The 26209-nt window shown below is 56.6% G+C and carries 21 protein-coding genes; 12 read left to right on the top strand and 9 right to left on the bottom strand.

The window, feature by feature from the left end; translation table 11 throughout:
- The first annotated feature begins 54 nt into the window (after nt 1–54).
- Nucleotides 55–1086, top strand: coding sequence for a LacI family DNA-binding transcriptional regulator (locus AUQ42_RS07110; protein ID WP_068518400.1), 1032 nt, complete (start codon nt 55–57; stop codon nt 1084–1086).
- 186 nt (nt 1087–1272) lie between these two features.
- Here the strand turns inward: AUQ42_RS07110 and AUQ42_RS07105 are convergent, their stop codons facing one another.
- Nucleotides 1273–2157 carry an AraC family transcriptional regulator gene (locus AUQ42_RS07105; RefSeq protein WP_068518399.1) on the bottom strand — a complete coding sequence of 295 codons (885 nt, stop codon included), beginning with the start codon at nt 2155–2157 and terminating at the stop codon, nt 1273–1275.
- A gap of 158 nt (nt 2158–2315) precedes the next feature.
- On the opposite strand from AUQ42_RS07105, the gene AUQ42_RS07100 reads away from it, so the two are divergent.
- From AUQ42_RS07100 to AUQ42_RS07070, 7 genes are all read left to right on the top strand, one after another.
- Complete coding sequence (locus tag AUQ42_RS07100; RefSeq protein WP_068518398.1) at nt 2316–3527, top strand: FAD-dependent monooxygenase; 1212 nt, start codon at nt 2316–2318, stop codon at nt 3525–3527.
- Nucleotides 3528–3530: 3 nt separating this feature from the next.
- Nucleotides 3531–4616 carry a maleylacetate reductase gene (locus tag AUQ42_RS07095; RefSeq protein ID WP_068518397.1) on the top strand — a complete coding sequence of 362 codons (1086 nt, stop codon included), beginning with the start codon at nt 3531–3533 and terminating at the stop codon, nt 4614–4616.
- Nucleotides 4613–5455, top strand: coding sequence for an intradiol ring-cleavage dioxygenase (locus tag AUQ42_RS07090; protein ID WP_068518396.1), 843 nt, complete (start codon nt 4613–4615; stop codon nt 5453–5455). Before AUQ42_RS07095 ends, AUQ42_RS07090 begins: the two co-directional genes overlap by 4 nt.
- A 92-nt stretch (nt 5456–5547) precedes the next feature.
- A complete protein-coding gene (locus tag AUQ42_RS07085; RefSeq protein ID WP_068518395.1) occupies nt 5548–6999 on the top strand; it encodes an aldehyde dehydrogenase in 1452 nt (483 codons plus the stop codon).
- A 141-nt stretch (nt 7000–7140) separates the two neighbouring features.
- A complete protein-coding gene (mdlC, locus tag AUQ42_RS07080; protein ID WP_068518394.1) occupies nt 7141–8760 on the top strand; it encodes a benzoylformate decarboxylase in 1620 nt (539 codons plus the stop codon).
- A gap of 64 nt (nt 8761–8824) precedes the next feature.
- Nucleotides 8825–9157 (top strand): hypothetical protein, encoded by a 333-nt coding sequence (locus AUQ42_RS07075; protein ID WP_068518393.1) that lies wholly within the window; start codon nt 8825–8827, stop codon nt 9155–9157.
- Nucleotides 9158–9331: 174 nt separating this feature from the next.
- Nucleotides 9332–11077, top strand: coding sequence for an ABC transporter ATP-binding protein (locus AUQ42_RS07070; RefSeq protein ID WP_068518407.1), 1746 nt, complete (start codon nt 9332–9334; stop codon nt 11075–11077).
- A 21-nt stretch (nt 11078–11098) separates the two neighbouring features.
- Here the strand turns inward: AUQ42_RS07070 and AUQ42_RS07065 are convergent, their stop codons facing one another.
- From AUQ42_RS07065 to AUQ42_RS07030, 8 genes are all read right to left on the bottom strand, one after another.
- The gene (locus AUQ42_RS07065; RefSeq protein WP_068518392.1) at nt 11099–11890 is read right to left on the bottom strand and encodes an ABC transporter ATP-binding protein; all 792 of its coding nucleotides are present in this window, start codon (nt 11888–11890) and stop codon (nt 11099–11101) included.
- Nucleotides 11887–12936: an iron ABC transporter permease gene (locus tag AUQ42_RS07060; protein WP_068518391.1), complete on the bottom strand. Its 1050-nt coding sequence runs from the start codon at nt 12934–12936 to the stop codon at nt 11887–11889. The genes AUQ42_RS07065 and AUQ42_RS07060 overlap by 4 nt, the downstream gene beginning before the upstream one ends.
- On the bottom strand, nt 12933–14063 hold the full coding sequence (locus AUQ42_RS07055; RefSeq protein WP_068518390.1) for an ABC transporter substrate-binding protein: 1131 nt from the start codon (nt 14061–14063) through the stop codon (nt 12933–12935). The genes AUQ42_RS07060 and AUQ42_RS07055 overlap by 4 nt, the downstream gene beginning before the upstream one ends.
- 73 nt (nt 14064–14136) lie before the next feature.
- A complete protein-coding gene (locus tag AUQ42_RS07050; RefSeq protein WP_068518389.1) occupies nt 14137–16434 on the bottom strand; it encodes a TonB-dependent receptor in 2298 nt (765 codons plus the stop codon).
- A 145-nt stretch (nt 16435–16579) separates the two neighbouring features.
- Nucleotides 16580–17641: a FecR family protein gene (locus AUQ42_RS07045; protein WP_068518388.1), complete on the bottom strand. Its 1062-nt coding sequence runs from the start codon at nt 17639–17641 to the stop codon at nt 16580–16582.
- Nucleotides 17642–17797: 156 nt separating this feature from the next.
- Nucleotides 17798–18328, bottom strand: coding sequence for a sigma-70 family RNA polymerase sigma factor (locus tag AUQ42_RS07040; protein WP_068518387.1), 531 nt, complete (start codon nt 18326–18328; stop codon nt 17798–17800).
- Between the two features lie 392 nt (nt 18329–18720).
- On the bottom strand, nt 18721–19422 hold the full coding sequence (locus tag AUQ42_RS07035) for a GntR family transcriptional regulator (protein WP_068518386.1): 702 nt from the start codon (nt 19420–19422) through the stop codon (nt 18721–18723).
- Complete coding sequence (locus AUQ42_RS07030; protein WP_068518385.1) at nt 19419–20795, bottom strand: formimidoylglutamate deiminase; 1377 nt, start codon at nt 20793–20795, stop codon at nt 19419–19421. The genes AUQ42_RS07035 and AUQ42_RS07030 overlap by 4 nt, the downstream gene beginning before the upstream one ends.
- Before the next feature lie 81 nt (nt 20796–20876).
- Here AUQ42_RS07030 and hutI point away from each other — a divergent pair, with 81 nt between their 5' ends.
- Genes hutI through hutU form a run of 4 tightly spaced genes read left to right on the top strand, consistent with a single transcriptional unit; the run spans nt 20877 to nt 26152 of the window.
- Nucleotides 20877–22088, top strand: coding sequence for an imidazolonepropionase (gene hutI / locus AUQ42_RS07025; RefSeq protein ID WP_068518384.1), 1212 nt, complete (start codon nt 20877–20879; stop codon nt 22086–22088).
- Nucleotides 22089–22132: 44 nt separating this feature from the next.
- Complete coding sequence (gene hutH, locus AUQ42_RS07020) at nt 22133–23674, top strand: histidine ammonia-lyase (RefSeq protein WP_068518383.1); 1542 nt, start codon at nt 22133–22135, stop codon at nt 23672–23674.
- Nucleotide 23675: 1 nt separating this feature from the next.
- The gene (hutG, locus tag AUQ42_RS07015) at nt 23676–24479 is read left to right on the top strand and encodes an N-formylglutamate deformylase (RefSeq protein ID WP_068518382.1); all 804 of its coding nucleotides are present in this window, start codon (nt 23676–23678) and stop codon (nt 24477–24479) included.
- The gene (gene hutU / locus AUQ42_RS07010; protein ID WP_068518381.1) at nt 24476–26152 is read left to right on the top strand and encodes a urocanate hydratase; all 1677 of its coding nucleotides are present in this window, start codon (nt 24476–24478) and stop codon (nt 26150–26152) included. Before hutG ends, hutU begins: the two co-directional genes overlap by 4 nt.
- Nucleotides 26153–26209 lie beyond the last annotated feature (57 nt).

Below are 26209 nucleotides of genomic sequence, written 5' to 3'. Positions count from 1 at the left end.
TATTAAACAAACTAAACAAGAAAAATTCAGGGACGGGACCCCGGGGACAACCATATGAAAAAAAACAATAAAACCACGATCAAAGAGATTGCCGAACGTGCAGGCGTTTCGCCGTCTACCGTGTCGCTCGTGCTGAATGGAAAAGGCGAAATTTCCGGAACCACCCGTTCGCGGGTTCTTGAGGTCGTGTCATCCCTGAACTACACGCCGCGCACACCGAAAAAACGCGCAACAACCCAGAAAACCATCAAGTTTCTCAAGATTGCCAAGCACGGTCATACGGTTAACCGCGACCACAGCCACTTCATTTCCGATTACATTGATGGCATGTCGCAAGAAGCGACGAGTCGGGGCTACAAATTACAGGTCCTGAGCTACGAGAATGTCAGCGCAGACGACATTACCGACATTCTCGCGACCTCGGATGCGACCGCCGTCATCGTCCTGGGCACGGAATTAAGCCGCGAAGACATTCAGAAAATCCAGGATCTGCACTTACCGATTGTTTTTATTGATACTTTCTATGATCTGGTCGAAGCCAATTTTGTCGATATGAACAATGGCGACGCGGTTTACACCGTTCTTGAGCACCTAAAAAGTCTTGGTTTTACTAAAATTGGCTATGTCGGCAGTGAAACCCAGACCCGGAACTTTGCCCTGCGCAAGGACGCCTTTATCAGCAATATGGCGACCCTTGGCCTGCCGGTGGCCCCTGAACATGTGCTGTCGATCGGATCAACGCTGTCATCGGCCTATGAAGACAGCGTTGATGCCCTGGGCAATGACATCGCCGAGGCCTATTTCTGTGCCAATGACATCATGGCCTATGGCTTTACCAAGGCGCTGAAGGAAAAAGGCTACAAGGTGCCCGATGATGTCTCGGTGATCGGTTTTGACAACCTTCCCATGAGCATCACACTCGATCCGCCATTGACCACCATTGATGTGTCCAAACGCAAAATCGGCAGCATGGCGATCACGGTACTTGATGAGCTGATCAATGCCGACACCATGCCCCCTGCGGTCAAGGTGCTGGTTGGTGCGCAACTGATCAAACGCGCCAGTACCCGCCCCAAAAACGGATAACAGTACCCCCAAACCTGTTTGGGCCATCGGCCCGGATGCAGCAGGCTGCGTGACCCAATGGTCTGGCGTACTGGCCCCTTCCGGCGCCGGCGTCTCTGGCGCAGAACCCTCTGTCCTGCATGCCCCCGCCAACACCCGCAATCCAAACCCGTTTGCCCCCAGTTAACCAGCCATCCGACAAGGCGGTCAGGAACTTTCACGCATCCGGGTTCTGAACTGGCGCGGTGTTTCCCCGGCCTGGGCGGAAAAGAACCGGGTGAAATAGGACGGGCTTGAAAATTCAAGCATATAGGCGATCTCGGAAATCGGCAGATCGGAAAAAACCAGCTTGCGCTTGGCAGCCAGCAACAGGCGGTCACTGATCATTTCCCCGGCTGTTTTGCCGGTAACCGTCTTGACCGTGCGGCTCAAATGGGTGGTGGTAACCGACAACATGCCGGCATAATCGGCCACCGAAAACTTGTCGGTTTCGTGCTGTTCAAGCAGGGTCTGGAACCGGTTGACCAGTTGCTGCTGGCGGCCCGATGACTGATCATTGAAATCGGGGTTGGCCGACAATCCGCGATTAAGCGAAATCAGCAACAACATGAACAGGGATTCGAGTGCGACATTGCGCTCCTCGCCCAGTTTTTTATGTTCCTTTTCAACCTGCTGAACCAGTCCGAGCGTCTCGGTCAAAAGATCACGATGCAACGCCCCGACAACCAGTTGCGGGCGCCCGATCCAGTTCTGGCACCAGCTGTTATGTTTGCCAATCCGCATCACATCAATGGTCGGAACCGTGATCACCCAGCCATTCATGCCAACCTGATAGTCAAAGGCATGACTGCAAAGTGCGGGCAACCACACAATGGCCGGCCCGACGATGTCGCGTGACAGATAATCGATTTGCCCCTTCACCCGTCCGTCGCCAAACACAAACATCTGGGCCAGACCTTCGTGATAATGCGGCTCGACCGACCAGCCGTGAATATGGCTGCGCTCGACAATACGTTCGCAATTCAAAAAGCCGACATGATCGGACGGATCCCCCAAAACATAGCGTTCCCGATCAAGATGCGTCTGGGTCATCGGCCATCCAAATGTTGAAATATTGAAATTTTAAATCCGTTGCGTGGCTTGTTCGAAACCCCGTGTCGCGGAACAATCACCGCAACATGGCGCACGGAAGACTTTGCACTCTTTCGTCAGAAAAACAAGGCATACCAAGCTAAATCGGGAGAACATCCATGACAACCATTGCAATTGCGGGCGCTGGCATTGGCGGCCTGACGGCGGCACTTTATCTACATCGCAAGGGCTTCGATGTGAAAGTTTTCGAAGCGGTAAAGGAAATCAAACCGCTGGGGGTCGGCATCAATGTCATGCCCCATTCGTCGAAATTGCTGCATGATCTTGGCTTGGGTGACAAACTTGACTTCACCGGCATTCGCACCCGCTGCATCGAATATCGCACCAAATACGGTCATGTGATCCAGTCCGACCCGCGTTGCGTCGAAGCAGGCTTTCCCGCCCCGCAATATTCAATTCATCGCGGTGCCTTGCAGTTTCTGTTGCTGTCCGAAGTCCATAACCGTGTCGGCCCCGGATCGGTTCAGACCGGCATCCCGGCGACCGGTTATCGTCAGAATGACGACGGGGTGACCGTCCTGTTTCAGGACGGATCGGAATTTGCCGCCGACTTCCTGATCGGCGCAGAAGGACTGCGTTCCCAAATCCGCCAGCAAATGCATCCCGACGAAGGCCCGCTGAAATATGAAGGCACCATGATGTTCCGCGGTGCTGTTGAAATGGACATGATCGGCGATGGCAAAACCATGGTGATTGCCGGGGATCACGATGTAAAATTCGTCACCTACCCGATCAGTGAAAAACTGCGCAAACAGGGCAAGGCACTGACAAACTGGGTGGCGGAACTGCGCCACAGCAGCCCGCGCCACATTGACGATGCCGACTGGACCCGCGGCGCAACGATTGATTACATCACGCCATTTCGCGAATTCCAGATGGCGGACATGAATTGCGCCGCCATCATGGAAGCAACCGACATCGTCACCGAATTCCCGATGGTTGATCGCGACCCGCTGGATTTCTGGACCGATGGGCGGGTGACCCTTTTGGGGGATGCGGCCCATCCGATGTATCCGATCGGCGCCAACGGGGCCAGCCAGGCCATTCTTGATGCCCATATGCTGGCCGAATGTCTGGGGCAACAAAACAGCCCCGACGGGCTTCTGGCCTATGAAAACAACCGTCGTCCCGCTACGGCCAATGTCGTTCTCAGCAACCGTCAGGGCGGCCCCGAACGGGTTCTTGATATCGCGGCATCACGTGTCACCGGCCCCGATGACCGGATCGAAGACCTGATCACGCCCGAAGAACTCGAACAGGTCGCAGCCGGGTATCGCAATGTCGCCGGTTTCCAGAAAAAGGCGGTGTGATCCATGTCGATTTTCAATGTGGGCTTTGACCGCCAAGGCACCCCCGTCCAGGTCCGTTTCCAAAAGGGCGGGCGTTCCGACCTTGGCCCCGAACTTGATGCGATCAAGGCAAAACGGCCACTGGTTCTGACCACTCCGGAACAGGTTGATCAGGGCGAAGCCCTTATTGACACGCTTGCCGGTCGCGCAGCCGGTCTTTATACCCGCGCCACCATGCACACGCCGGTTGATATTACCCGGGATGCGCTGGAAACGGTCAAGAAATCCAAAGCAGATTGCGTGATTGCCATTGGTGGCGGATCGACGATCGGACTGGGCAAGGCGATTGCCTATCACACCGATCTGCCGCAAATCGTGTTGCCCACCACCTATGCCGGGTCCGAAGCAACCCCGGTTCTGGGGCAGACCGAAAACGGGGTCAAATCGACCCTGAAATCCGAAAGCGTCCAGCCCGAAGCCATCCTTTATGACGCGGAACTTGTGCGCAGCCTGCCGGTTCCGATGTCTGTCACAAGCGGTCTGAACGCCATGGCGCATGCGGTCGAAGCCCTTTACGCCCGCGATGCCAACCGCCTTTCAAGTGAACTTGCACTTTCGGGTTTGCGGGCCTTTGTCACCGGTCTTCCGGTGGTGGTGTCATCGCCTGATGATCTGGTTGCCCGTGAAAACACGCTGTTCGGGGCCTGGACATGCGGGGCGGTGCTGGCACAGGTTGGCATGGCCTTGCATCACAAACTTTGTCACACTCTTGGCGGTACCCTGAACTTACCGCACGCGGCGACCCATGCGATCATACTTCCGCATGCCACCGCTTATAACGAAGCCGCTGCACCTGAAAAACTCGCCCCGCTTGCTGCCATTCTTGGCAGCGATACCGCTGGCGGCGGGCTTTTTGATTTTGCCGGAAAACTTGGCGCACCGACGGATTTGAAATCCCTTGGCGTTGCCGAGCCTGATCTGGACCGGGTTGCTGATCTGGCTGTGCAAAATCCCTACTGGAATCCTGTCGCAATCGAACGCCGGGCCATTCGGGCCCTGCTGCAAAATGCCTATGACGGGGTTCGTCCAGAAACGGGAGTCACATCATGACCGGCTTTTTCACCGAAGAAAATTCAGCCCAGACCGTCAATGCCCGGATGGGCGATGACATTGACCCGCGTCTGAAAACCATCATGGCCGCACTGGTCAAACATTTGCACGCCTTCGTCAAGGAAGTCGAACTGACCGAAGACGAATGGAACAGCGCCATCGCGTTTCTGACCAAAACCGGTCAGATCTGTAGCACCGAACGCCAGGAATACATTCTACTAAGCGACGTTCTCGGTGTCTCGATGCTGGTCGATGCGATCAATAACCGGCGCCCGGACGGTGCCACCGAAAACACTGTTTTCGGTCCCTTCCACGTCAAGGACGCGCCGGCCCGACAGATGGGCGACAGCATCTCGCTTGATGGCAAAGGCGAACCTTGCCTGTTTACCGGGCGGGTTCTTGATCTGGATGGCAATCCGGTCAAAGGGGCTAAAATTGATGTCTGGTCGGACAATGCCGATGGCTTTTACGACGTCCAGCAACCTGACAGTCAGCCCAAATGGAACAATCGCGGCATCTTCGTCACCGGTTCGGACGGCGCATACAGTTTCGTCGGTATCAAACCGGTCAGCTACCCGATCCCCGATGACGGCCCGGTTGGCAAGATGCTGGCTGCCCTTGGACGCCATCCGTTTCGCCCGGCCCATACCCATTTTCTGGTTACCGCACCGGGATATCAGAAACTGGTGACCCACACCTTTGTAGGGGACGACCCGTATCTGGCATCCGACACGGTATTTGGCGTCAAGGAAACCCTTGTTGCCCCGTTCGAACCCAACCCGGATGGCGTCACAAAATGGGTATCGAAATTTGACTTCATTCTGGTGCCCGAAACCTGATCGGGATGACGCACAGCATGAAACACCCGGCACATCAACCATCATAAAACGCTGCAACACCGAATTTGCGCAGCACAGGGAAGGAAATCGCAATGAATATCGACATGCTTATCGGGGGCACCCCGACCCAATCGATCAGCAATGAAATGTTTGATCGCAAGAACCCCGTCACCGGCGAGGTCGTGACAACCGCACCCGCAGCCAAAAGTGGCGATGTCGACCTTGCAGTCAAGGCCGCGGCCGACGCGTTCAAGACCTGGTCGAAAACCGGCCCGTCGGAACGGCGCGCCATCCTGCTCAAGGTTGCCGAAGAATTTCAGGCTGCTGTTGCCGACTTCATGCAGATCGCCGCACAGGAAACCGGTGCAACCAAGGTCTGGCTTGGCTTCAATGTCAAAGTTGCATCGGGCATGATCCGCGAAGCTGCCGCCATGACCACCCAGCTCAAGGGTGAAGTCATTCCGACCGACAAGCCGGGCTCTCTTGCCATGTCGGTGCGCCGCCCGGTTGGTGTACTGGTGGGCATGGCACCCTGGAACGCGCCGATTATTCTGGCGGTGCGTGCGGTTGTCATGGCGATTGCCTGTGGCAATACCGTGGTGCTCAAGGCATCCGAACGCTGCCCGCATACCCACCGCCTGATTGCCGAAGTTTTCCAGCGCGGCGGCCTGCCCAAGGGGGTGCTTAATGTCATTACCCATTCCGCCGATGACGCGCCCGAGGTTGTCTCGGCTCTGATTGCCCATCCCGATGTCAAACGGATCAATTTCACCGGATCGACCCGGGTCGGGCGCATCATTGCCGAACAGGCCGGCAAGCATCTTAAACCCGTGTTGCTTGAACTGGGTGGCAAGGCGCCGCTGATTGTTCTTGAAGATGCCGATCTTGATGCCGCGGTTAATGCCGCCGCATTCGGGGCCTTCCTTAATCAGGGGCAAATCTGCATGTCGACCGAGCGCATCATTGTCGATGACAGCATTGCCGATGAATTTGTCCGCCGCTTCGCCCAAAAGGCCAAATCCCTGACCTGCGGGGATGCCACCAAGCAGGATGTCATTCTGGGATCAGTCGTTGATCGCGACATCATCGATCGGGTGCGTCATCTGGTTGATGATGCGACGCGCAAGGGGGCTGTCATTGCATCGGGCGGCGTTCCTGAAAACAGCACCATCATGCCGGCAACCATTGTCGACAAGGTCACACCGGATATGGACATCTACCGGGATGAAAGTTTCGGTCCGGTTGTCGCGGTGCTGCGTGCCCGCGATGCCGATCACGCCATCGAACTGGCCAATGACAATGCCTACGGCCTGTCGGCATCGGTGTTCGGATCCGATATCACCCGTGCGATGCGTGTCGCCGATGCCATTGAATCGGGTATCTGCCATATCAATGGCCCGACGGTTGCGGACGAAGCCCAGATGCCATTTGGCGGGGTGAAGGCATCGGGCTATGGCAAGTTCGGCAGTTTGCAGGGCATGGAACAGTTCACCGAACTGCGCTGGATCACCATCGAAGATCCCCATCAGCATTATCCGTTCTGACCTGACAGGGTCTGATTTTCACGCTTCTGATCGGGTCAGGCACGTCTTGATCTGACCTGATCGATCCAGTTTGCCGGTTGCCGATCCGTATGGGCAACCGGCCCCTTTTCGCCACCTCATCGCAGCCAAGGATGCCAACGCATGCCATCTTCACTTAACGCCCGAAAATCCGGTGACTGGACAACCGTTCGCGAAGCAACGTTCGATTTCTTCCGTTCTGTCGGGGTCGATACGTTTTTTGGCAATCCGGGATCAACCGAACTGGCCATGCTCGATCGCTGGCCTGAGGATATTCGCTATGTGCTGGGCCTGCATGAAGCATCGGTTGTTGGCATGGCTGACGGTTATGCGCGTGCCACCGGCAAGGCGGCCTTTGTCAATGTCCATTCGGCCGCCGGCCTTGGGCATGCACTTGGCAATGTCTATACGGCCTATCGCAACCGGGCACCGATGGTGATCATTGCCGGTCAGCAATCGCGTGAACTGCTTCCCAATCAGCCGTTTCTTGGTGCCAGCAATGCCGCCGATTTTCCGAAACCCTATGTGAAATACAGCATCGAACCCGCCCGGGCCGAAGATGTGCCCGCCGCCATTGCCCATGCCTACCGGATTGCGATGCAGCGCCCTTATGGTCCGACCTTTGTTTCGGTTCCTGCCGATGACTGGAACGTGCGGTGCAAACCGCTTGCCCCGCGCCAGATATCGTCGAAGACCGCGCCTGATCCGCGCATGATTTCCGATGCGGCCACTGCCATTTCATCTGCAAAATCGATTGCCTTTGTGGTTGGCGCTGAAGTTGACGAAGAAGGTGCGGGTGATGCGCTGGTCCGTCTGGTCGAACGTCTTCAGGCCCCGGTTTATGCCGCCCCCTTTGCTGCACGGGTTACATTCCCCGAAAATCACGATCTGTTTGCCGGGTTCCTGCCCGCCGCCCCGGCCAAGGTTTCAAGCACCCTGACCAAATATGATCTGGTGATTGCTGTCGGGGCACCGGTCTTTACCTATCACGTGCCCGGCCCGTCCGATCTGCTCGACAGTGACACTACGATCATTCATCTGACCACCGATCCCGATGCCGCATCTTCGGCCCCGCTTGGTACCAGTATCGTCGGAAGTCTTGCATTCGGGTTACCGATGCTGGCTGATCTGATTGATGCCCGCCCGGCACGCAGCGAACCTTTTGCCCGCCCGAAACCGGCTGTTCCGGATCGCGGCACGCATATTTCGCCTGATTATTTCCTGCATCGCCTTGGTCAGGAAATGACCGACGATACGGTTCTGTTTGAAGAAACCCCATCCGTGCGCCCCGCCTTGCAGGATCATGTCCGTATTGCGAACTGGAACCGCTTCTTTACCATGGCCAGCGGCGGGCTTGGTTATGGCCTGCCCGGTGCGGTCGGCTTCGGGCTTGCCCAACCCGATCAAAAGGTCATTTGCCTGATCGGTGACGGATCATTCATGTATTCGCCCCAGGCCCTTTGGACTGCGGTTCAGCATGATCAGGATCTTGCGGTGATTATCCTTAATAACGGGGGCTATGGCGCGATGCGATCCTTTAGCAAGGTTTTGCAGGTGCGCGATGTGCCGGGGATCGAACTTCGGGGACTTGATTTTGTCGAACTTGCACGCGGCATGGGCTGCCCGGCCGAACGCGTAACGTCATCTGATGAGTTTGATGCCCGGTTTGCGTCCTTCATGGCGCAAAGCGGTCCAAGGCTTCTTGAAGTCGTCATCGATCCGGAAATCCAGATTTTGTATTAGCCCCGCGTCGCAAAGGCGCCCAAACCGTTCAACCATTCCCCATGTTCAAACCGCCGGTAATCCCATGCCCAATGCCAAACTTTATGTCGATCACAGCGTCTGGACCGAAAATCAGGCCGAACTGCACGGATCATTGCCCAAACTTCGCGATATCCTGTGCCAGCGGCTCAATGTTGCCCCGAACGCCTGTCAATTGGCGCTGATCCCGGTTTACGGTCTTGCCGATCAGCCCGCCATCAATATCGAATTGCATATCATGCCCCATCCCGAGCGCACCCGGGATCTGCTTGAAACCCTTGGCGGGGATCTTCAAGCCATGATCGGGGATCGGGCCGGTTGCCCGTGTGCTGTGCGCATCGCGACCCTTGACCGGCAAACCTATGTTGCGTTGAAATAGCGCCAAACCCGCCGCACCACGCATCTGATGACCGCCTGCTGTCCCGGTGATGGCAGGCGGTAATTTCAGGAATCCCGGCCATTGCACGATCATCACGGTTTCGCACAGTTTGACTATGAAAATGCGAAGCATTCCTATATGAAGAAGGGGCCACTTTTTCTTGGAATCCCCTTGATGATCAAAGAATTCTTTTCCTATTACCTGCCCCATAAACGCCTGTTTATGCTTGATTTCGGCTGTGCGGTTCTGTCGGGCGTTCTTGCGCTTGGATTTCCGGTCGCGGTTGCCGGTTTCGTCGATGTGTTGCTGCCCAAACAGGACTGGTTTCTGATTGTTCTTGCCGCAATCGGCTTGCTGATTGTCTATGTCATCAATACCGGTCTGATGGCGGTTGTCACCTATTGGGGGCATGTGCTGGGCATTACCATTGAAACGGAAATGCGCCGGCGTGCCTTTGATCATCTGCAAAAGCTGTCTTTCCGGTTCTATGACAACCAGAAAACCGGCCATCTGGTCGCCCGTGTGACCAAGGATCTCGAAGAAATCGGTGAAGTCGCCCATCACGGCCCCGAGGACCTGTTTGTCGCGGTAATGACCTTTGTCGGTGCGCTGATCCTGATGTTCATGGTGCATGTACCACTTGCACTGATTGCCATGACCATTGCCCCGTTGATCATGTGGCTGGTGGTGCGGTTTGGCGGCGATATGACCCGCAACTGGCAAAGCCAGTTTGGCCGGGTGCGCGCCTTCAACGCCCGGATCGAGGAAAATGTCGGCGGTGTTCGCGTTGTGCGTGCCTTTGCCAACGAAGAACATGAACGCGCCCTGTTCCAAAAGGACAACGAACAATATCGCACCGTCAAACTTCAGGCCTATGCCATCATGGCGATCAGCCTTGCCATCAATTATCTGGGCATGCGCATTGTTCAGGTGGTGATCCTGCTGGCCGGGACCTATTACGTCGTGACCGGCGGGCTGAGCATCGGCGGTTTTGTCGGGTTCCTGCTGCTGGTCAATGTGTTTTATCAGCCGCTTGAAAAGATCGCAGCCGTTGTTGAAACCTATCCCAAGGGCATTGCCGGTTTCCGCAATTATCAGGAATTGATGGCAACCGAGCCCGACATTATCGACCGGCCAACCGCACGTGATGACATTGTTTTGCGGGGCAATCTGGTGTTTGAAAATGTCGATTTCGGCTATAGCCCCGATCGCACCATCCTAAACAATATCAATATCGCGATCGAAGCCGGCGAAACCGTGGCCTTTGTCGGCCCGTCCGGGGCGGGGAAAACCACCCTGTGTTCGCTGGTGCCGCGCTTTTACGATGTCACTGGTGGCCGCATCATGATTGATGGCTGCGATATCCGTGACATCACCATGAAATCCCTGCGTCAACAGATCGGCATCGTGCAACAGGATGTCTTCCTGTTTGCCGGAACCCTGCGCGAAAATATCGCCTATGGCCGTCTGACAGCCAGCGATGATGAAATCGTCGATGCGGCACGCCGGGCCCGTCTTGATGATCTGATTGCGACCCTGCCCGACGGGATTGATACCGTAATTGGTGAACGCGGAGTCAAGCTTTCCGGCGGTCAGAAACAGCGCGTTGCGATTGCGCGGATTTTCCTTAAAAACCCGCCGATCCTGATCCTGGACGAAGCAACTTCGGCCCTTGATACCGAAACCGAACGCGCCATCCAGCAATCGCTTGATGAACTGGCACAGGGGCGCACGACCCTGGTCATTGCCCACCGCCTTGCCACCATCCGCAATGCCAACCGCATCGTTGTCATCACCCAAGACGGCATCGCCGAACAGGGTAGCCACGACGCCCTTCTGGCCAAAGACGGGGCCTATCGCCGCCTGCATGATGCACAGTCCCTGACGACCGGCGGCGACAGCACCCTTAAACGAGCATAAAACCCGAAAAGACCAATCTGATCAGGCCGCTTCACCATCCCGAAGCGGCCTGATGACCTGCACCAGCGGTCGTCCATCGCAATCAAGGGTCACACGTGTTTCCACCCGGTAAACCCGTGCCAGGTTCGCAGGTGTCAGGACATGTTGCGGACCGCCAGATGCAATGATCTTTCCGCCGTGCAACAGCACGATCTGGTCGCAATAGCGCGCCGCAAGATCAAGATCATGCAACGCCGCAACAACCACACCGCCCCGATCCGAAAGCCGTTCACGCACCAGATCAAGCACCACCATCCGCCAGTGCAGATCAAGTGCCGATGTCGGTTCATCAAGCAACAAGACATCCGGATCACGCATCAGCGCAAGCGCCAATCCAACCAGCTGCCGCTTGCCGCCGGACAAGGTATGCAAAGGCGACAACGCAAATTCCGAAAGCCCGAGCCGCGCAAAAATGCCTTCGATCTGATCGGCCAGTTCGCGGTCCGAAACATCAAGATCAAGCGCGCGTGCCGTACTCCACATCAGTTCGGTTGGCAAAAGCGCCGACGGGTTTGGCGGCGATTGCGGCATGCTTGCCAACCGGTGATGCCATCCGTCATGGCCCATCTCGGCACGGGTTCGCCCATCGATCGTGATGTGCCCGATCGTGCTTTTTTCCCCGGAAAGACAACGCATCAGGGTCGATTTTCCCGACGCGTTCGGCCCCAAAAGGCCAAGAACCTCGTTATCATTCAGGGTCGGAAGATCAACCTGGTCAAGTACCGTGACCTGACCATATTTTGCCGTGATACCGGTTGCACCAAATACCGTCATGCCCGATGCCTCCGCCCGGATAAAAGACCAAGAAACACCGGAACCCCGACAACCGCTGTCAGAATACCGACCGGAATGATCACACCGGGGATCAGCGCCTTTGACAGGAATGACGCACATGACAGTATCAAGGCCCCGCACAATGCCGAACCGGGCACCAGCATCCGGTGATCTTCGCCCAGCAACAGCCGCGCAATATGGGGCCCGACCAAGCCGATAAAACCGATTGCGCCGACAAAGCAAACCGCGAATGCCGCCAGTACCGACACGCGCAAAATCACCCACATGCGCAATCGACCGACATTGATCCCCATGCTGCGTGCGTGGGCCTCACCACCGCGCAACAATGTCATCACCCAGACATGGCGCAGCGAAAATGGCAGGACACACACAAAACACGCACTGACAAGCCCGACCTCAATCCAGCCCGCCCGCGTAAGGTTGCCGATGGTCCAGAAAACGATCTGTGCAATCGCTTCTGCACTGGCCAGATATTGCAAACCCGCGGTCAGCGCATTGCACAGAAACACCAGCGCAATCCCGAACAGAACCACCGTTTCGCGTGCCCCGTTCGCCCATCGCACAATCATCAGGATCAAGGCCCCCGATCCAAGCGCAAAGACCATCGCCATCACTGGAAGAACCGCTGTCTCGCCCACCAATGGCACGACCGGAACCACAACAATCGCAAGACTTGCGCCCAATACCGCGGCAGATGACACGCCAAGCGTGAACGGACTGGCCAGCGGGTTATCGAGAATGGTCTGGGTTTCAATCCCCGCCAGTCCAAGGGCCGCCCCGACCGCAAGCGCAATCAACGCATCGGGCAGGCGCACATCCCACAAAATGATACGCGGCCTCAGATCAAGCTGATCGGGCCAGAAAAGCCCGGTCACAATATCGCCAAAGCCAAGCCCCGCCGGGCCCGCCCAAAGATCCAGCGCAAGCATGGCAACAAGCCCGATTGCAAGCCCCGCCACCGTCAGAACCCGCCGTTTCTGGATGGTTCCGAAACGCTGATAAAGCGACGTTTCCCCGACACTCATTTCTGATGATCAACCGTTGCGCTGTAAACGCCGTTCAATTCGAATGGCAGCCACTTCTCATAGATTTCGGTCAAGGTATCGACCGGATCGATATCGGTAAAAAGATCGGGATGGATCCATTTGGCAAAGGCTTCGAGTGCGACGATATTGAACGGAGAATTATAGAAATTGTGCCATATGCTGTGTGCCCGGCCGTTTCGAACCGCGTCAAGAGCGGCAAATTCCGGTGCGGACAAATAGCGCGTCAAGCTTTCAGACGCCGTTTCGCGCGTCATGCCCGGGCCAAGTGCGACCGGTTCTGCACCGGCAATGAATTCCTCATAGATGCCCGACGCCGTCCCGATCCACACATCGGGGTTTTCAACCAGAAGAAACTCGGCTGTATGTTGTGCTGTGGGTCCGGGGGCAACCGCATCGGCAATATTAAGCCCGCCTGCAATCCCGACAAACGGACCAAGCATCCCGTCAGCCATCCCCCAGCAGCATTCATACCGCCCCGGATGGGCTTGCAAAAATACGGTCGGCCGGGTTTTGGCCGTGGCGACACGCTGTTTGATCAGGTCAAACCGTTGCTGATAAAATGCACTATATTCCGCGGCCCGCTTTTCCGCGCCCAAAAGCTGCCCCAGCAATTTGACCGACGGCAACGTGTTATGCAGCGGGTCGGCCCGAAAATCGATGAAAACGATCTTCGTTCCCGCTGCGGTCAGTTGGTCAATCAATTCGGCATTCTTTGCACCGGGCCCATGATCATTCAGGCCGAAAATCGCAAGTTCCGGGGCAAGATCAATGATCTTTTCCACCGAAATGCTGTCTTCATTGCGCCCCCCGAACAACGGAATGTCCGCAGCCCGCGGAAAGCGTTCATAAAGCTGTGTTTCAAGTCCGGGATGGGTCCAGCTCAGCGGTGTCATCATACCGACAATCCCGGCAACCGGATCATCGGGGCGCAACAATGCCAGCAACGGGATATAGCGTCCCTCGCTGATTACCAGGCGCGTGACCGGCAATTCGATAGTGACCTTGCGCCCGGCAAGATCGGTGACCTCGATCGTTTCGGCGCGCGCAGTCGTCATCGCCACGATCAAGAAGAACAGAACAGATAAGGATTTCAGAACAACTGTCATGACCCACCCTTGAAATAGCAAAATCCGGGGCAGCAAACGCTGCCCCGGCAAGACCGGTTATCTTTTGGCAAGATCAGAACTGTGCTTTTGCCATCAGCAGGAACGAACGACCCGGCTCATAAAGCGGGACCACATTGGTGAAGTCCTGCCCATAGCTTCCGCGATCGGCATATTCTTCATCAAAAATGTTGTTGGCTTCGATCCGGAATGTCAGGTAATCGGCCGCTTCGGGCTTGTATTCGGCATAAAGCCCGACAACTTCATAGGCTTCCTGGGCTGTGCCACCGGCATCGGCGGTATCGGTGTTTTTCAACGCCGCATCAATCGTGCCCCCGATGGTCAGGTTAATGCCTTCGATCATATGGGCTGCTTCAAGGGCAATGACCCGACCCAACGGTGCACCAAGATACTGTGTGCCATCTGAATCCGCCGGGCTGCCATTCAGGGTGATTTCACTGTCGGTATAGGTTACCCGCGCAAAGCCCGGACCCCAGTTATATCCGGCACCAAGGTTGTAGCCCCGGGTTTCAAAATCAACGACGACCGACGGTCCGGTGCTCCAGCCCGGATCACGCGCATTGTCAAATGTGCTGCGGAAAATGCCGGCATTGAACGAAAATCCTTCATGCTGAACTTCAAATCCGGTGGTGTAGTTTTCCGCACGGACCGGTTTGACGCCCTTGCTGTAATCCCAGGCCGGGTTCATCACATAGTTTTCCGCCAGTGCAATCCCGCCCCAGACATTGGAATAACCGGCATTGATGGTCAGGAACTCGGTGACATCAACCGCGGCGGCGACATTGCCGCTCAGCCCTTCATTTTCAATTTCGGTGCCGTCAAGACCGACAAATTTTTGGCTGTCGCCGCGCAAACCAAAGGACAGACGCAGCGGATCAAGCGGCTGAAGACGTGCCTGGGCATATCCACCGAAATTGGTTGCCTCTTCCTCGCGGTCTGACGTCGGGCCGTCATATTCGGCCGTGTCGTGATAGAAATCGACACCGGTCGTAATCGTATCGCGTTCCGACAGATTGAAATCATTTTCAAACTTGCCGGAAAAACTGCCGGTGGTGCCACGACCCTGTTCGGTCAGCGGCGCGTACAGATAGGTCTCGCTATAGGCAAGAACCGCCTTGGGATCCCAAAGACCATCTGCACCGTTTTGCCCGTAATTGAAGGTAAAGTTGCGCCGGCGCATGTCATAGCCAAGCTCGTCCGGCTGATCGCGGTTGGTCAGATCCGTCATGTTCGCACGGTACGGACGACGTGCACGGTCACGTACCTGTTCGCCGGAAAATTCAAACCGGTGACCGCTTTGTGCTTCATAGGCCGACTTGATCAGCCCGGATCGCATATCGGCTTCGGTACCGGGAACCTGATCGCCGTTACCTGCCTCGTAATCATCGCCCTTGGCCCATTTGAAATAGCCAAGAAGCTCAAAACCACCGGCACGGCCATAGGATGCCAGATCGTTGGTAAAGGTTTCACCATTGGTGTCGTAGCTGGCCTTTGCAAACCCGCCAAGCGAACGACCCGGTTCCAGCACATCGGCAACATCGACGGTCTCATAGACAATCGCACCACCAAGTGCCGCCGGTCCGGCATCTGCCGGGGCAACGCCGGGATCAACACGTGCGGCCTTAAGCAGGCTTGGGTCAATCAGGTTGGTGCCGCTGTGGTGGAAAACCTTGTTGTTCTGACGCGCACCATCAATGCTGATGGCAAGATTGGTTTCCTCGATCGCGTTGACATAAAGTTTCTGGTTCAACGGCACCGATCCACCAACCGACACGGCGGACTGGCCGGCAAACACGTCCTTGACGTCTTGGGGATTGCGGCGTTCAAAATCCTCGGGCGTGACATAGATCGACTGTGCGCGGTCTGCCGCGCCAATGTGGTCATCGGTATGGGTATTTGCCTCAACCAGGATCGGGCTGAGCGATGTCGCGCCATCCGCATCACCTTGTGCGGTACTGACGATGGTGATCGCCCCGTTCGATCCGATCCGATAGGAAAGCCCGGTTCCGGCCAGAAGACGCTGCAACGCATCTTCGGTGCGCAGATCCCCCGAAACACCTGGCGTTTGCACACCGCGCACCAGATCACCATTTGCAGAAACCTGGACACCAGCCTGCTGGCCGAACAGTGCCAGCGCATCGGCAAGCAATTGACGTTCAATGTCAAAGCTGCGAACGGCGTCGGCCTGTGCGATTTCCTGGTTTGAAACTTCCTGATTTTTCTCCGTCGCTGGCAGGCCGGATGCTTTTGCCTCTGTGGCCATCCCCTGAAGTGCCAGCATTGACAGCGCGGTCGTCACCGCAAGGCGATTTCGCCAGTTCCCCTTAACGACCGACAACTGAACCCCCATCATCAATATTCTCCGCTTGGTATGTTTTACATTCCGGTGAAATGCAAATGCGACTTAAATTCACCATCTAACCAAGCAACGATGCGGGCGTTCTCGATTTTCAAATTTATTTTCGTCTTTTTACGAAAAAAACGCGCAAACCCCTGTTTTATCGGCGGGAAATCACCATCAGCCACGGCGAAATTTCGCGAATTTCTGCCCCCTGGGCATCGGCCATGACCTGCAGGGCGGCCTTCGGATTTTGCAGATCATAAATCCCGGTCAGCGGCTTTTGCGCCAAATCGGCATCCGAAATCACCACCCATCCATCATAGTAGCGGTCAACCGTTTCAACCATTTCGGCAAAGGCGCGATCCTTGGCGATCAACTGACCGTTTCGCCATGCCCCGACCAGTGCCGGCGACAGCGATTGCCGCGTGACATCGCCGGCAGGGCCAATATGGGCAACATCCCCGGCCTGCAATTCAGCCCCGTCCCCCAGCGCGTCGCCATCAACGCGCACACGCCCATGTTCGACGGCAACATCAACACCATAATCGCTGCTGCGCACATTGAACGCGGTTCCCAGAACCGTGGTCCTAATACCTTGTGCCTGCACCGTGAACGGGCGTTCAGTCATCGGGACAACCTCAAAGAACGCCTCCCCGTCAAGCAAGGTCACCTGACGATCCGTTGAAAAATCAAATGCCACCGCACTTTCCGGCCCAAGATGCAGTCTTGATCCATCCGGCAGGGTATAAATCCCGGTTTCGTGGGTTGCGGTCGCATAATCCGCTTCAAACTGTGTCAGCCAGCCGGGCATCAGCACCACCAGCAAACAGGCCGCCAATGCCGCAACCGACATGCCGATGAAAGTACGTGCCCGCACAAATGACCGCCGCGCGCGCTCCGGTGATGCTGGGCTGATCCGGGCCACACTATCCCCGGTGACTGCACCGGCGTGATCTGCCGGGCGTAACTGACGCGCGGGTGAAATTCTGTCTTGTTGCGGGGTTTTGTCCTGCTGATACAGTTCCCATTCAGCGCTATGGACCGGTACTGTCATTTCAAGCATCTGCCAGACGCGCAGGGTCTCATCCCAGTCGGCACGGTTTTGCGCACTGGCTTCCAGCCATTCATCATGTTCGCGGCGCAAGGTCGCGTTGTCCGGATCCTCGGACAGGCGGGCGATCCATTCACTTGCAGAACCGGGATGGGTCAATTCCGTCATGGCGTTGTGTCTCTCCATGTGTCAACAGGACACAAGGCACCTTTTTGGTGCTGTTTGCGGGTATCTTTCATGTCCTGGCACATTTTTATTTCTCTCCTGTCCAATAAACGAATGGCACCCGTCGGATTTTCAAATTTTCCGACAGATTTTCCTCGTCTATCTCCCTTTTGCCAGAAACAGTTTGCAGTGTTCGATCGCATCAACAACAAGCGAATGCGCAGTTCCGATAGAAACATCAAGGCGTTGGGCGATTTCCGCATATTTGCAGCCGCCAAAACGATGCATCTCAAGTGCGATGCGCGATTTTTCCGGCAACTCGGCCAATGCCTTTTCCAGAAGACGCAATTCACCGCGTGCGATTGCCTTTTCTTCGGGATCAGGGGTGTCTTCGGCGACCATTTCTGCTGATGCTGTGCCATCCCCGTGGATCAGGGCATTTTCACGACCGATCCGGCGACGGCCATCAATGGCAAGATTGCGAACAATACGGAAAATATAACCAACCGGCTCGTCCAGCTTGGCATCGAGTTTGACCTGCTGGGCGCGTTCGAGCCGAAAATAGGCATCCTGCACAATGTCTTCGGCCAAGGCCTGATCACCGACGATTGCGCGCGCATACTTCACCAGTTCATGCCGACGGGCAATGAACACGGTCAGAAGTTCGTTATCGCACAGGGTCGCAACCATTCCACAAACCAGTCAAACATCGCGATCAAAAGCGATTGCGAATTGTTTGCATTTACGCGGAATATGCAAGGCTGTCAAATCGCCAATATCGGGCAACGCTGATTAATCGATCCGGGTTTTCAGATTTTCTGTCTGCCGAACGGGCCCTGTATCACCCGCCAACCGGGCGCGCAAAGCCAGCATCCAAGCCACGGAAACCGCCAATGATCCGGCAACTTGCCACTATCTCAGAGGCCCGGCATTTTACGGACCGATGGCATCACGACCAGCACACTCGCCCCATGGCGACTGCCGCGCACCCGACCTGCAACGCTTTGCCATTGTCGGAAATCAAACGGGCCGTCATAACAACGGCAGAGGGCAAGGAAACTGATACCAGCATTTGCGGCAAATCAGATGGCCGAATGCATGCGGTAGCCCGGCGCAAAAAGCAATCTGGCCGATGTGATCCCGGCGTCATTTTCCCAGGTGGTCCGTTCCATCAGAAACAGGGGCGCGCCGGCATGGGTGCGCAATATCTTTGCTTCCAGTTCGGATGCCAGCACGGCGGAAAATGATATATCCCCCTTGGTGTACGGGGCATGCAGAACCAACCATTCATTGGCACTGATCTTTGACAGATCGGCATCGACAATTTCCGGAACGGTGTTGATCGATACCCAGCGTTCTTCAAACATATAGGGTTTGCCATCGGCCAGATGCAGCGACGAAATATGGAGCATGTCGCTTTTGGCACTGACGCCAAGATTGGCGCAGATTTCCGGTGTCGGCGTGCGGCGTTCAGTCAGCAACAGGCCATAGCCGTATTTCTGTCCACGGCCTTCGATTTCAAGACGGATAACCGGAATATCAAGCTTTGCACGACGGACCGGATGGGTGGCAACCCGTGTGCCTGCCTTGCGCCTGCGATCAAGGAATCCTTCGGCGGCCAGTTCGCGCAGCGCCCGGTTCACCGTGGCACGCGCGCAACCCAGCTGTTCGGCAAGTTCGACTTCCTTGGGGATCTGATCGCCGGGCTTCCATTCGCGTGTATGGATGCGGCGCAAAACCTCATCATGGACCGATTGCCAGTTTGTCTGTTCCGAAGCGCTCACACCACTTCCTTGAGTTGTTCCATCACCTTACGATACCGGTTGGTGATCGTGTCATGGGCAATGTGGCGGCCTTCGGTCACGACATGGCGACCGGCCGACCAGACATCACGCACCATGCGATCATCTCCGGCAAAGATATATGTATCGAGGATCGTATCGCCTTTCCGGCCGATCAGGTCAACAGCCGAGCCATCCAGCGCCATCAGATCGGCCAGTGCACCAATCTCGATCCGTCCGCAATCGCGCCCGGCGGCACGTGCGCCGCCCTGTGCCACCGCATCATACAAACGCCGCCCGGTGGATTTTTCCGGTGTTGCCAGGGCCGCACGGGATTTGTCGCGCAGGCGCTGACTGTAATCGAGTGTCCGCAATTCTTCCGAAAGCGAAATCCGGATATTGGAATCCGATCCGACCCCAATCGCCCCGCCAGCCCCCAGATAACGCACACCGTCAAAGATACCGTCGCCAAGGCTGCTTTCGGTGATCGGGCAAAGCCCCGCCACCGCACCGGTCTTTGCCAGGTCAAGGGTTTCATGTTCCTGCATCTGGGTGCAATGGATCAGGCACCAGTTTACATTTACATCGGCATTTTCCAGAAGCCACTCGACCGGGCGCTTGCCCCAGGATGCCTCGACTTCTTCGACCTCGGCTACCTGTTCGGCCAGATGCATATGGATCGGCCCATCCTTGGACAGCTTGGTCGTCGCAATCAGGTCTTCACGGCCAACCGCGCGCAGGGAATGGGGGGCAACGCCAATACGGGTATCGGCGGGCAGGTTTGCGACCGCGCGAACCGATTCCTCATACAATTTGGCGAACTGCTCGGGATCGTTGCCAAACCGGATCTGTCCTGGTCCCAGCGGGCGCTTGTCACAGCCCCCGAACTGATAGTGAACCGGTAAAAGTGTCAGACCTATACCGGTAATATTTGCAGCCGCGGCAATGCGTTCGGCCATCTCGCCGATATTGTCATACAAATACCCGCCCGGACGGTGATGCAGATAATGGAATTCAGTATTATTGGCGTAACCGGCCTCCAGCATCTCCATCTGCACGAAAGCCGCAATCGCTTCGACATGATCAGGCGTCAGCTGATCAAGGAAGCGGAACATCAATTGACGCCACGTCCAGAAGGTATCGCGCGGGTCCGGCCCGCGTTTTTCGGTCAGACCCGCCATCGAGCGTTGAAAGGCATGGCTATGAAGGTTGGCGATAGCGGGCAACAAAACCCCGACGCGATGATCGGCGGTCGATGCCAGTTCGGGTGAATCGGCTTTAATATTGCTGATTTTGCCCGATTGATCGACCTCTACCGCGACGTCCTGCGCCCAGCCATTGCTGGTAAGTGCCTGATTTGCCCAAAGAAGCGTCATAATCCATACCCGTCTTGACAGAAATATTATGTGCAGACATATTATCGTTAATAACGGACTTATCAAGGGGTGATCCTTCGCATGCTGCTCAGAAATGCAAAAGTCGTCACAATCACGGATGATAATCGCTACGGACTGATTGAATGTGGTGCGATTGCCATTCAGGACGGCTTGATCGACTGGGTCGGCAGCAATGATGAAGTTCCCGCCAAATATCTTGTGCAAGCATCCCGCGACCTTGAAGGCCGCCTGATTACCCCGGCCCTGATTGATTGCCATACCCATGTGGTTTATGGCGGCAACCGCGCGGTTGAATTTGAAATGCGCCTTGAAGGGGCAAGCTACGAAGAAATCGCGCGCGCTGGCGGCGGCATTGTTTCAACCGTCACCGCCACCCGCCAGGCCGATGTGGACCAGCTCGTAAAAACCGCGCTGCCACGGGTTGATGCCCTTTTGGCCGAAGGGGTATCGGTTATCGAAGTCAAATCGGGCTATGGCCTTGATCGAGACACCGAACTCAACATGCTGCGCGCGGCCCGCAAAATCGCGACATTGCGTCCGGTCCGGATCAAAGCCACCTTCCTTGGCGCCCATGCGACCCCGGCCGAATTCAAGGGCGAACCTGATCGTTACATCGACGAGGTTTGCATCCCCGCCCTGCGCGCCGCCCACGCAGAAGGACTGGTTGATGCGGTTGACGGGTTCTGCGAAGGCATTGCCTTTAACCCCGATCAGATCAAACGCGTATTTGACGTTGCGCGCGAACTTGGCATTCCGGTCAAGCTCCATGCCGAACAGCTTTCCAATATCGGAGGCACCAGACTTGCCGCCGAATATGGTGCAATTTCAATCGACCATGTTGAATATGCCAACGAAGACGACGCCAGGGCGATGGCAAAATCGGGATCGGTTGCCGTCCTGTTGCCCGGTGCATTTTACACCCTGCATGAAACCCGGTTGCCACCGATTGCCGATTTTCGCAAGCACGGCGTGCCGATGGCAGTTGCCACCGACTGCAATCCGGGCACATCGCCATTGATGTCGATCCTTCTGACCATGAACATGACCTGCACCCTGTTCCGCCTGACCCCGGAAGAGGCACTTTGCGGTGCGACCAAACATGCCGCAACCGCACTTGGCCTTTCCGATACCGGACAGATCAAGGCGGGTCTTCGTGCCGATCTTGCCATCTGGGATATCGAACACCCGGCCGAGCTTTCCTATCGCATCGGGTTCAACCCGCTGTTTGAACGAATTTTCGGCGGCGAGACCGTCGCCCGCAAAGCCGAATAAGACAAACGAAACGCCCCACAACCTGTATTCGACAAGGATGCAAAATGACCGTAACCCTGACGCCCGCCGCAGCAACGCTTGCCGATCTTGAAAATATCTGGCGCAACCAGATTGCCGTCAAACTTGATCCGTCGGCAAAGGCCGGTGTCGAGGCCGCCAGCGACATGGTCCGTGCCGCTGCCGAAGGCGAGGATGCGGTTTACGGGGTCAATACCGGGTTTGGCAAACTGGCATCGGTCAAGATTGCCGCCAAGGATACCGAAACCCTTCAGCGCAACCTGATCCTGAGCCATTGCTGCGGCGTGGGTGAACCGCTTGATATCGCCACGACGCGCTTGATGATGGCGTTGAAATTGCTGTCACTTGGGCGTGGTGCATCGGGGGTGCGCTGGGACCTGATCGAACTGATCGAAGGCATGCTGGCAAGCGGTGTGACCCCGGTTGTCCCGTCGCAAGGATCGGTCGGCGCATCGGGCGATCTGGCCCCGCTGGCCCATATGGCCGCCGTCATGATCGGTGCGGGCGAAGCGGTCTATGATGGCCAAACCATGCCCGGTGACGAAGCCCTTGCCAAGGCTGGTCTGAACCCGGTTGTTCTGGGTGCGAAAGAAGGCCTTGCCCTGATCAACGGGACACAGTTTTCAACCGCCTGTGCATTGGTCGGGCTGTTTTCGGCATGGCGCAATGCCGCGAGTTCCATCGTCACCGCGTCACTTTCGACCGATGCGATCATGGGTTCGACCGCCCCGCTGGTTGATGAAATCCATACTCTTCGCGGTCATCCCGGCCAGATCAATGTGGCGCGTGCGATGCGCGATCTGATGGAAGGTTCGGAAATCCGCGAAAGCCACCGCGAAGGCGATACCCGCGTTCAGGACCCTTATTGTATCCGTTGCCAGCCGCAAGTCACCGGCGCCGCCATGGATTTGCTGCGCTTTGCCGGGCAGACGCTTGAGATCGAAGCCAACGCGGTTACCGATAATCCGCTGGTTCTGAAAGAAGACGGGCGCATTGTTTCGGGCGGGAACTTCCACGCCGAACCGGTGGCCTTTGCCGCCGATCAGATCGCCCTTGCCGTTGCCGAGATCGGCGCAATTGCCCAGCGTCGCGTGGCCCTGATGGTTGATCCGACGCTTTCGCACGATCTGCCGCCGTTCCTGACCCCGGAACCGGGCCTGAATTCCGGTCTGATGATTGCCGAGGTCACAACAGCCGCCCTGATGAGTGAAAACAAGCATCTTGCCAATCCGTGCTCGACCGACAGCACACCCACCAGTGCCAATCAGGAAGACCATGTATCAATGGCCGCCCACGGCGCACGCCGTCTGGCAAAGATGAATGCCAATCTTTCCTATATCCTTGGTGTTGAACTGATCTGTGCCGCACAGGGTGTTGAATTCCGAGCCCCGCTTAAAACCAGTGCCGGTCTTCAGAACGTCCTTAAAACCGTGCGCAAGGATATCCCGACCGTCAAGGAAGACCGCTATATGGCGCCTGATCTTGCCAAGGCGGCCGACCTTGTGACCGGGGGCGCGCTGGTTGCGGCTGCCAAACTGTCCGGTTTCGTAGTCGGGGAAGGTGCATAACATGACCAATCCCGTTGAAATCAAACGCGGCGATGGCCCCATTGTTCTGGGACTGCCCCATACCGGCACCCATGTTCCCGATGATATTGCCGCCAAACTGAATGATCGCGGGCGCGAGCTCGCCGATACCGACTGGCATATCCACACGCTTTATGACGGACTGATCGATAATGTCACAACGGTTCGTGCAACCTTTCATCGTTATGTGATTGATGCCAACCGCGACCCCGAAGGCGTCAGTCTTTATCCCGGTCAGAACACCACGACCCTGGTGCCGCTGACCGATTTTGATGGGGAAAACATCTGGGATGTTGCCCCGACCGAGGCCGATATTGCCGCCCGTGCGGCCAATTTCCACGCCCCCTATCACGCGGCACTGGCAGCCGAACTTGAACGGGTGCGCGCCAAACATGGTGTGGCGATCCTGTATGATTGCCATTCGATCCGGTCAAACATCCCGTTCCTGTTTGACGGTACCCTGCCCGATTTCAATATCGGCACCAATCTGGGCACAACATGTGATCCGATGATTGAGACCCTGACGTCCGAAATCTGTTCGCAGGCCGAGGGATATAGCACCGTTTTGAACGGGCGTTTCAAAGGCGGCTGGACCACCCGCCATTACGGTCGCCCCGACATCAATCAGCACGCCATCCAGATGGAACTGGCACAGTCGACATACCTTTCGGCCGAGGAAGCACCCTGGGCCTATGACCAAAGCCGTGCGGCAAAACTGCGCACGCATCTTACCGACATTCTGAAGACACTGGCCGATTTGGCCCCATCACTAAGAGGCAAGTCATGACCAACAATCCGCGTCACAACCAGCGTGATATCTATCCGGCAACCGGAACCGAAATCACCGCCAAAAGCTGGATGACCGAAGCGCCGATGCGCATGCTGATGAACAATCTGCATCCCGACGTTGCCGAAAATCCGCACGAACTGGTGGTATATGGCGGTATTGGCCGCGCGGCGCGCACCTGGAAGGATTTCGACCAGATTGTTGCCAGCCTCAAGGAACTTCAAGACGACCAGACCCTTCTGGTGCAGTCGGGCAAACCGGTTGGCGTTTTCCGCACCCACAAGGATGCGCCGCGCGTTCTGATTGCCAACTCCAACCTTGTACCGCATTGGGCAAACTGGGATCACTTCAACGAACTCGATAAAAAAGGTCTGGCAATGTATGGCCAGATGACGGCCGGTTCGTGGATCTATATCGGGTCACAGGGCATTGTTCAGGGCACCTATGAAACCTTTGTCGAGGCCGGTCGTCAGCATTATGGCGGCAACCTTAAGGGCAAATGGATCCTGACCGGTGGTCTTGGCGGCATGGGTGGCGCACAGCCGCTGGCAGCCGTGATGGCCGGTGCGTGCTGTCTTGCGGTTGAATGCGATGAAACGCGTGCCGATTTCCGTCTGCGTACCCGCTATGTTGATGAAAAAACCCATTCCCTTGACGAAGCGCTTGCAATGATCGACCGCTGGACCAAGGCGGGCGAGGCAAAATCGGTTGCCCTGATCGGCAATGCGGCCGACGTCTTCCCGGAACTGGTCAAACGTGGCGTTCGCCCCGATATCGTCACCGACCAGACATCGGCCCATGACCCGGTTCATGGGTATCTGCCGCAAGGCTGGACCGTTGCCGAATGGCGCGAAAAACAGGAATCCGATCCCAAGGCGGTTGCCAAGGCCGCCCGCGCATCGATGCGCGTTCAGGTCGAAGCCATGGTTGCCTTCCACGAAGCCGGTATTCCGACCGTGGATTACGGCAACAATATCCGCCAGATGGCGCTTGAAGAAGGCTTGGAAAACGCCTTTGCCTTCCCGGGCTTTGTTCCGGCCTATATCCGCCCGCTATTCTGCAAGGGCATCGGCCCGTTCCGCTGGGCGGCCCTTTCGGGTGATCCGGAAGACATTTACAAGACCGACCAGAAGGTCAAGGAACTGATCCCCGACGACAAACACCTTCATAACTGGCTGGATATGGCGCGTGATCGCATTTCCTTCCAGGGCCTGCCCGCACGTATCTGCTGGGTCGGGCTGGGGCAGCGCCATCGTCTGGGTCTGGCATTTAACGAGATGGTCAAGAATGGTGAACTGAAAGCCCCGGTAGTGATCGGTCGCGACCATCTTGACAGCGGATCGGTCGCAAGCCCGAACCGCGAAACCGAAGCCATGAAAGATGGCTCGGATGCGGTCAGTGACTGGCCGTTGCTTAATGCGCTGCTTAATACCGCTTCGGGGGCCACCTGGGTCTCGTTGCATCATGGCGGCGGTGTCGGAATGGGCTTTTCGCAACATTCCGGCATGGTGATTTGCTGTGACGGCACGGAAGATGCCGCACGCAGGGTTGAACGCGTCCTTTGGAACGATCCGGCAACCGGTGTGATGCGTCACGCCGATGCGGGATATGACATTGCACTGGATTGCGCACGGGAACACGGGCTGAACCTGCCCGGTATTCTCGGCAAGTAATCAAAAACCTTAATGCGGGGGCAATGACGATTGCCCCTTCAAAACCTTTCAGGGTTC

The organism is Thalassospira sp. MCCC 1A02491 (assembly GCF_001613785.1).
Taxonomy (GTDB): Bacteria; Pseudomonadota; Alphaproteobacteria; order Rhodospirillales; family Thalassospiraceae; genus Thalassospira; species Thalassospira povalilytica.
Note: the sequence above shows the minus strand (reverse complement) of the source record. Positions and strands in the feature narration are given on the sequence as shown.

Excerpts from the sequence above, each read along its gene's own strand:
- hutI (WP_068518384.1), top strand. The coding sequence starts at position 20,877 with ATGCTGCTCAGAAATGCAAAAGTCGTCACAATCACGGATGATAATCGC.
- hutH (WP_068518383.1), top strand. The coding sequence starts at position 22,133 with ATGACCGTAACCCTGACGCCCGCCGCAGCAACGCTTGCCGATCTTGAA.
- AUQ42_RS07075 (WP_068518393.1), top strand. The coding sequence starts at position 8,825 with ATGCCCAATGCCAAACTTTATGTCGATCACAGCGTCTGGACCGAAAAT.
- hutG (WP_068518382.1), top strand. The coding sequence starts at position 23,676 with ATGACCAATCCCGTTGAAATCAAACGCGGCGATGGCCCCATTGTTCTG.
- AUQ42_RS07040 (WP_068518387.1), bottom strand. The coding sequence starts at position 18,328 with ATGGTTGCGACCCTGTGCGATAACGAACTTCTGACCGTGTTCATTGCC.
- AUQ42_RS07060 (WP_068518391.1), bottom strand. The coding sequence starts at position 12,936 with ATGAGTGTCGGGGAAACGTCGCTTTATCAGCGTTTCGGAACCATCCAG.
- AUQ42_RS07050 (WP_068518389.1), bottom strand. The coding sequence starts at position 16,434 with ATGATGGGGGTTCAGTTGTCGGTCGTTAAGGGGAACTGGCGAAATCGC.
- AUQ42_RS07105 (WP_068518399.1), bottom strand. The coding sequence starts at position 2,157 with ATGACCCAGACGCATCTTGATCGGGAACGCTATGTTTTGGGGGATCCG.
- AUQ42_RS07045 (WP_068518388.1), bottom strand. The coding sequence starts at position 17,641 with ATGACGGAATTGACCCATCCCGGTTCTGCAAGTGAATGGATCGCCCGC.
- mdlC (WP_068518394.1), top strand. The coding sequence starts at position 7,141 with ATGCCATCTTCACTTAACGCCCGAAAATCCGGTGACTGGACAACCGTT.
- AUQ42_RS07085 (WP_068518395.1), top strand. The coding sequence starts at position 5,548 with ATGAATATCGACATGCTTATCGGGGGCACCCCGACCCAATCGATCAGC.
- AUQ42_RS07110 (WP_068518400.1), top strand. The coding sequence starts at position 55 with ATGAAAAAAAACAATAAAACCACGATCAAAGAGATTGCCGAACGTGCA.
- AUQ42_RS07100 (WP_068518398.1), top strand. The coding sequence starts at position 2,316 with ATGACAACCATTGCAATTGCGGGCGCTGGCATTGGCGGCCTGACGGCG.
- AUQ42_RS07065 (WP_068518392.1), bottom strand. The coding sequence starts at position 11,890 with ATGACGGTATTTGGTGCAACCGGTATCACGGCAAAATATGGTCAGGTC.
- AUQ42_RS07095 (WP_068518397.1), top strand. The coding sequence starts at position 3,531 with ATGTCGATTTTCAATGTGGGCTTTGACCGCCAAGGCACCCCCGTCCAG.
- hutU (WP_068518381.1), top strand. The coding sequence starts at position 24,476 with ATGACCAACAATCCGCGTCACAACCAGCGTGATATCTATCCGGCAACC.
- AUQ42_RS07090 (WP_068518396.1), top strand. The coding sequence starts at position 4,613 with ATGACCGGCTTTTTCACCGAAGAAAATTCAGCCCAGACCGTCAATGCC.
- AUQ42_RS07055 (WP_068518390.1), bottom strand. The coding sequence starts at position 14,063 with ATGACAGTTGTTCTGAAATCCTTATCTGTTCTGTTCTTCTTGATCGTG.
- AUQ42_RS07030 (WP_068518385.1), bottom strand. The coding sequence starts at position 20,795 with ATGACGCTTCTTTGGGCAAATCAGGCACTTACCAGCAATGGCTGGGCG.
- AUQ42_RS07070 (WP_068518407.1), top strand. The coding sequence starts at position 9,332 with ATGATCAAAGAATTCTTTTCCTATTACCTGCCCCATAAACGCCTGTTT.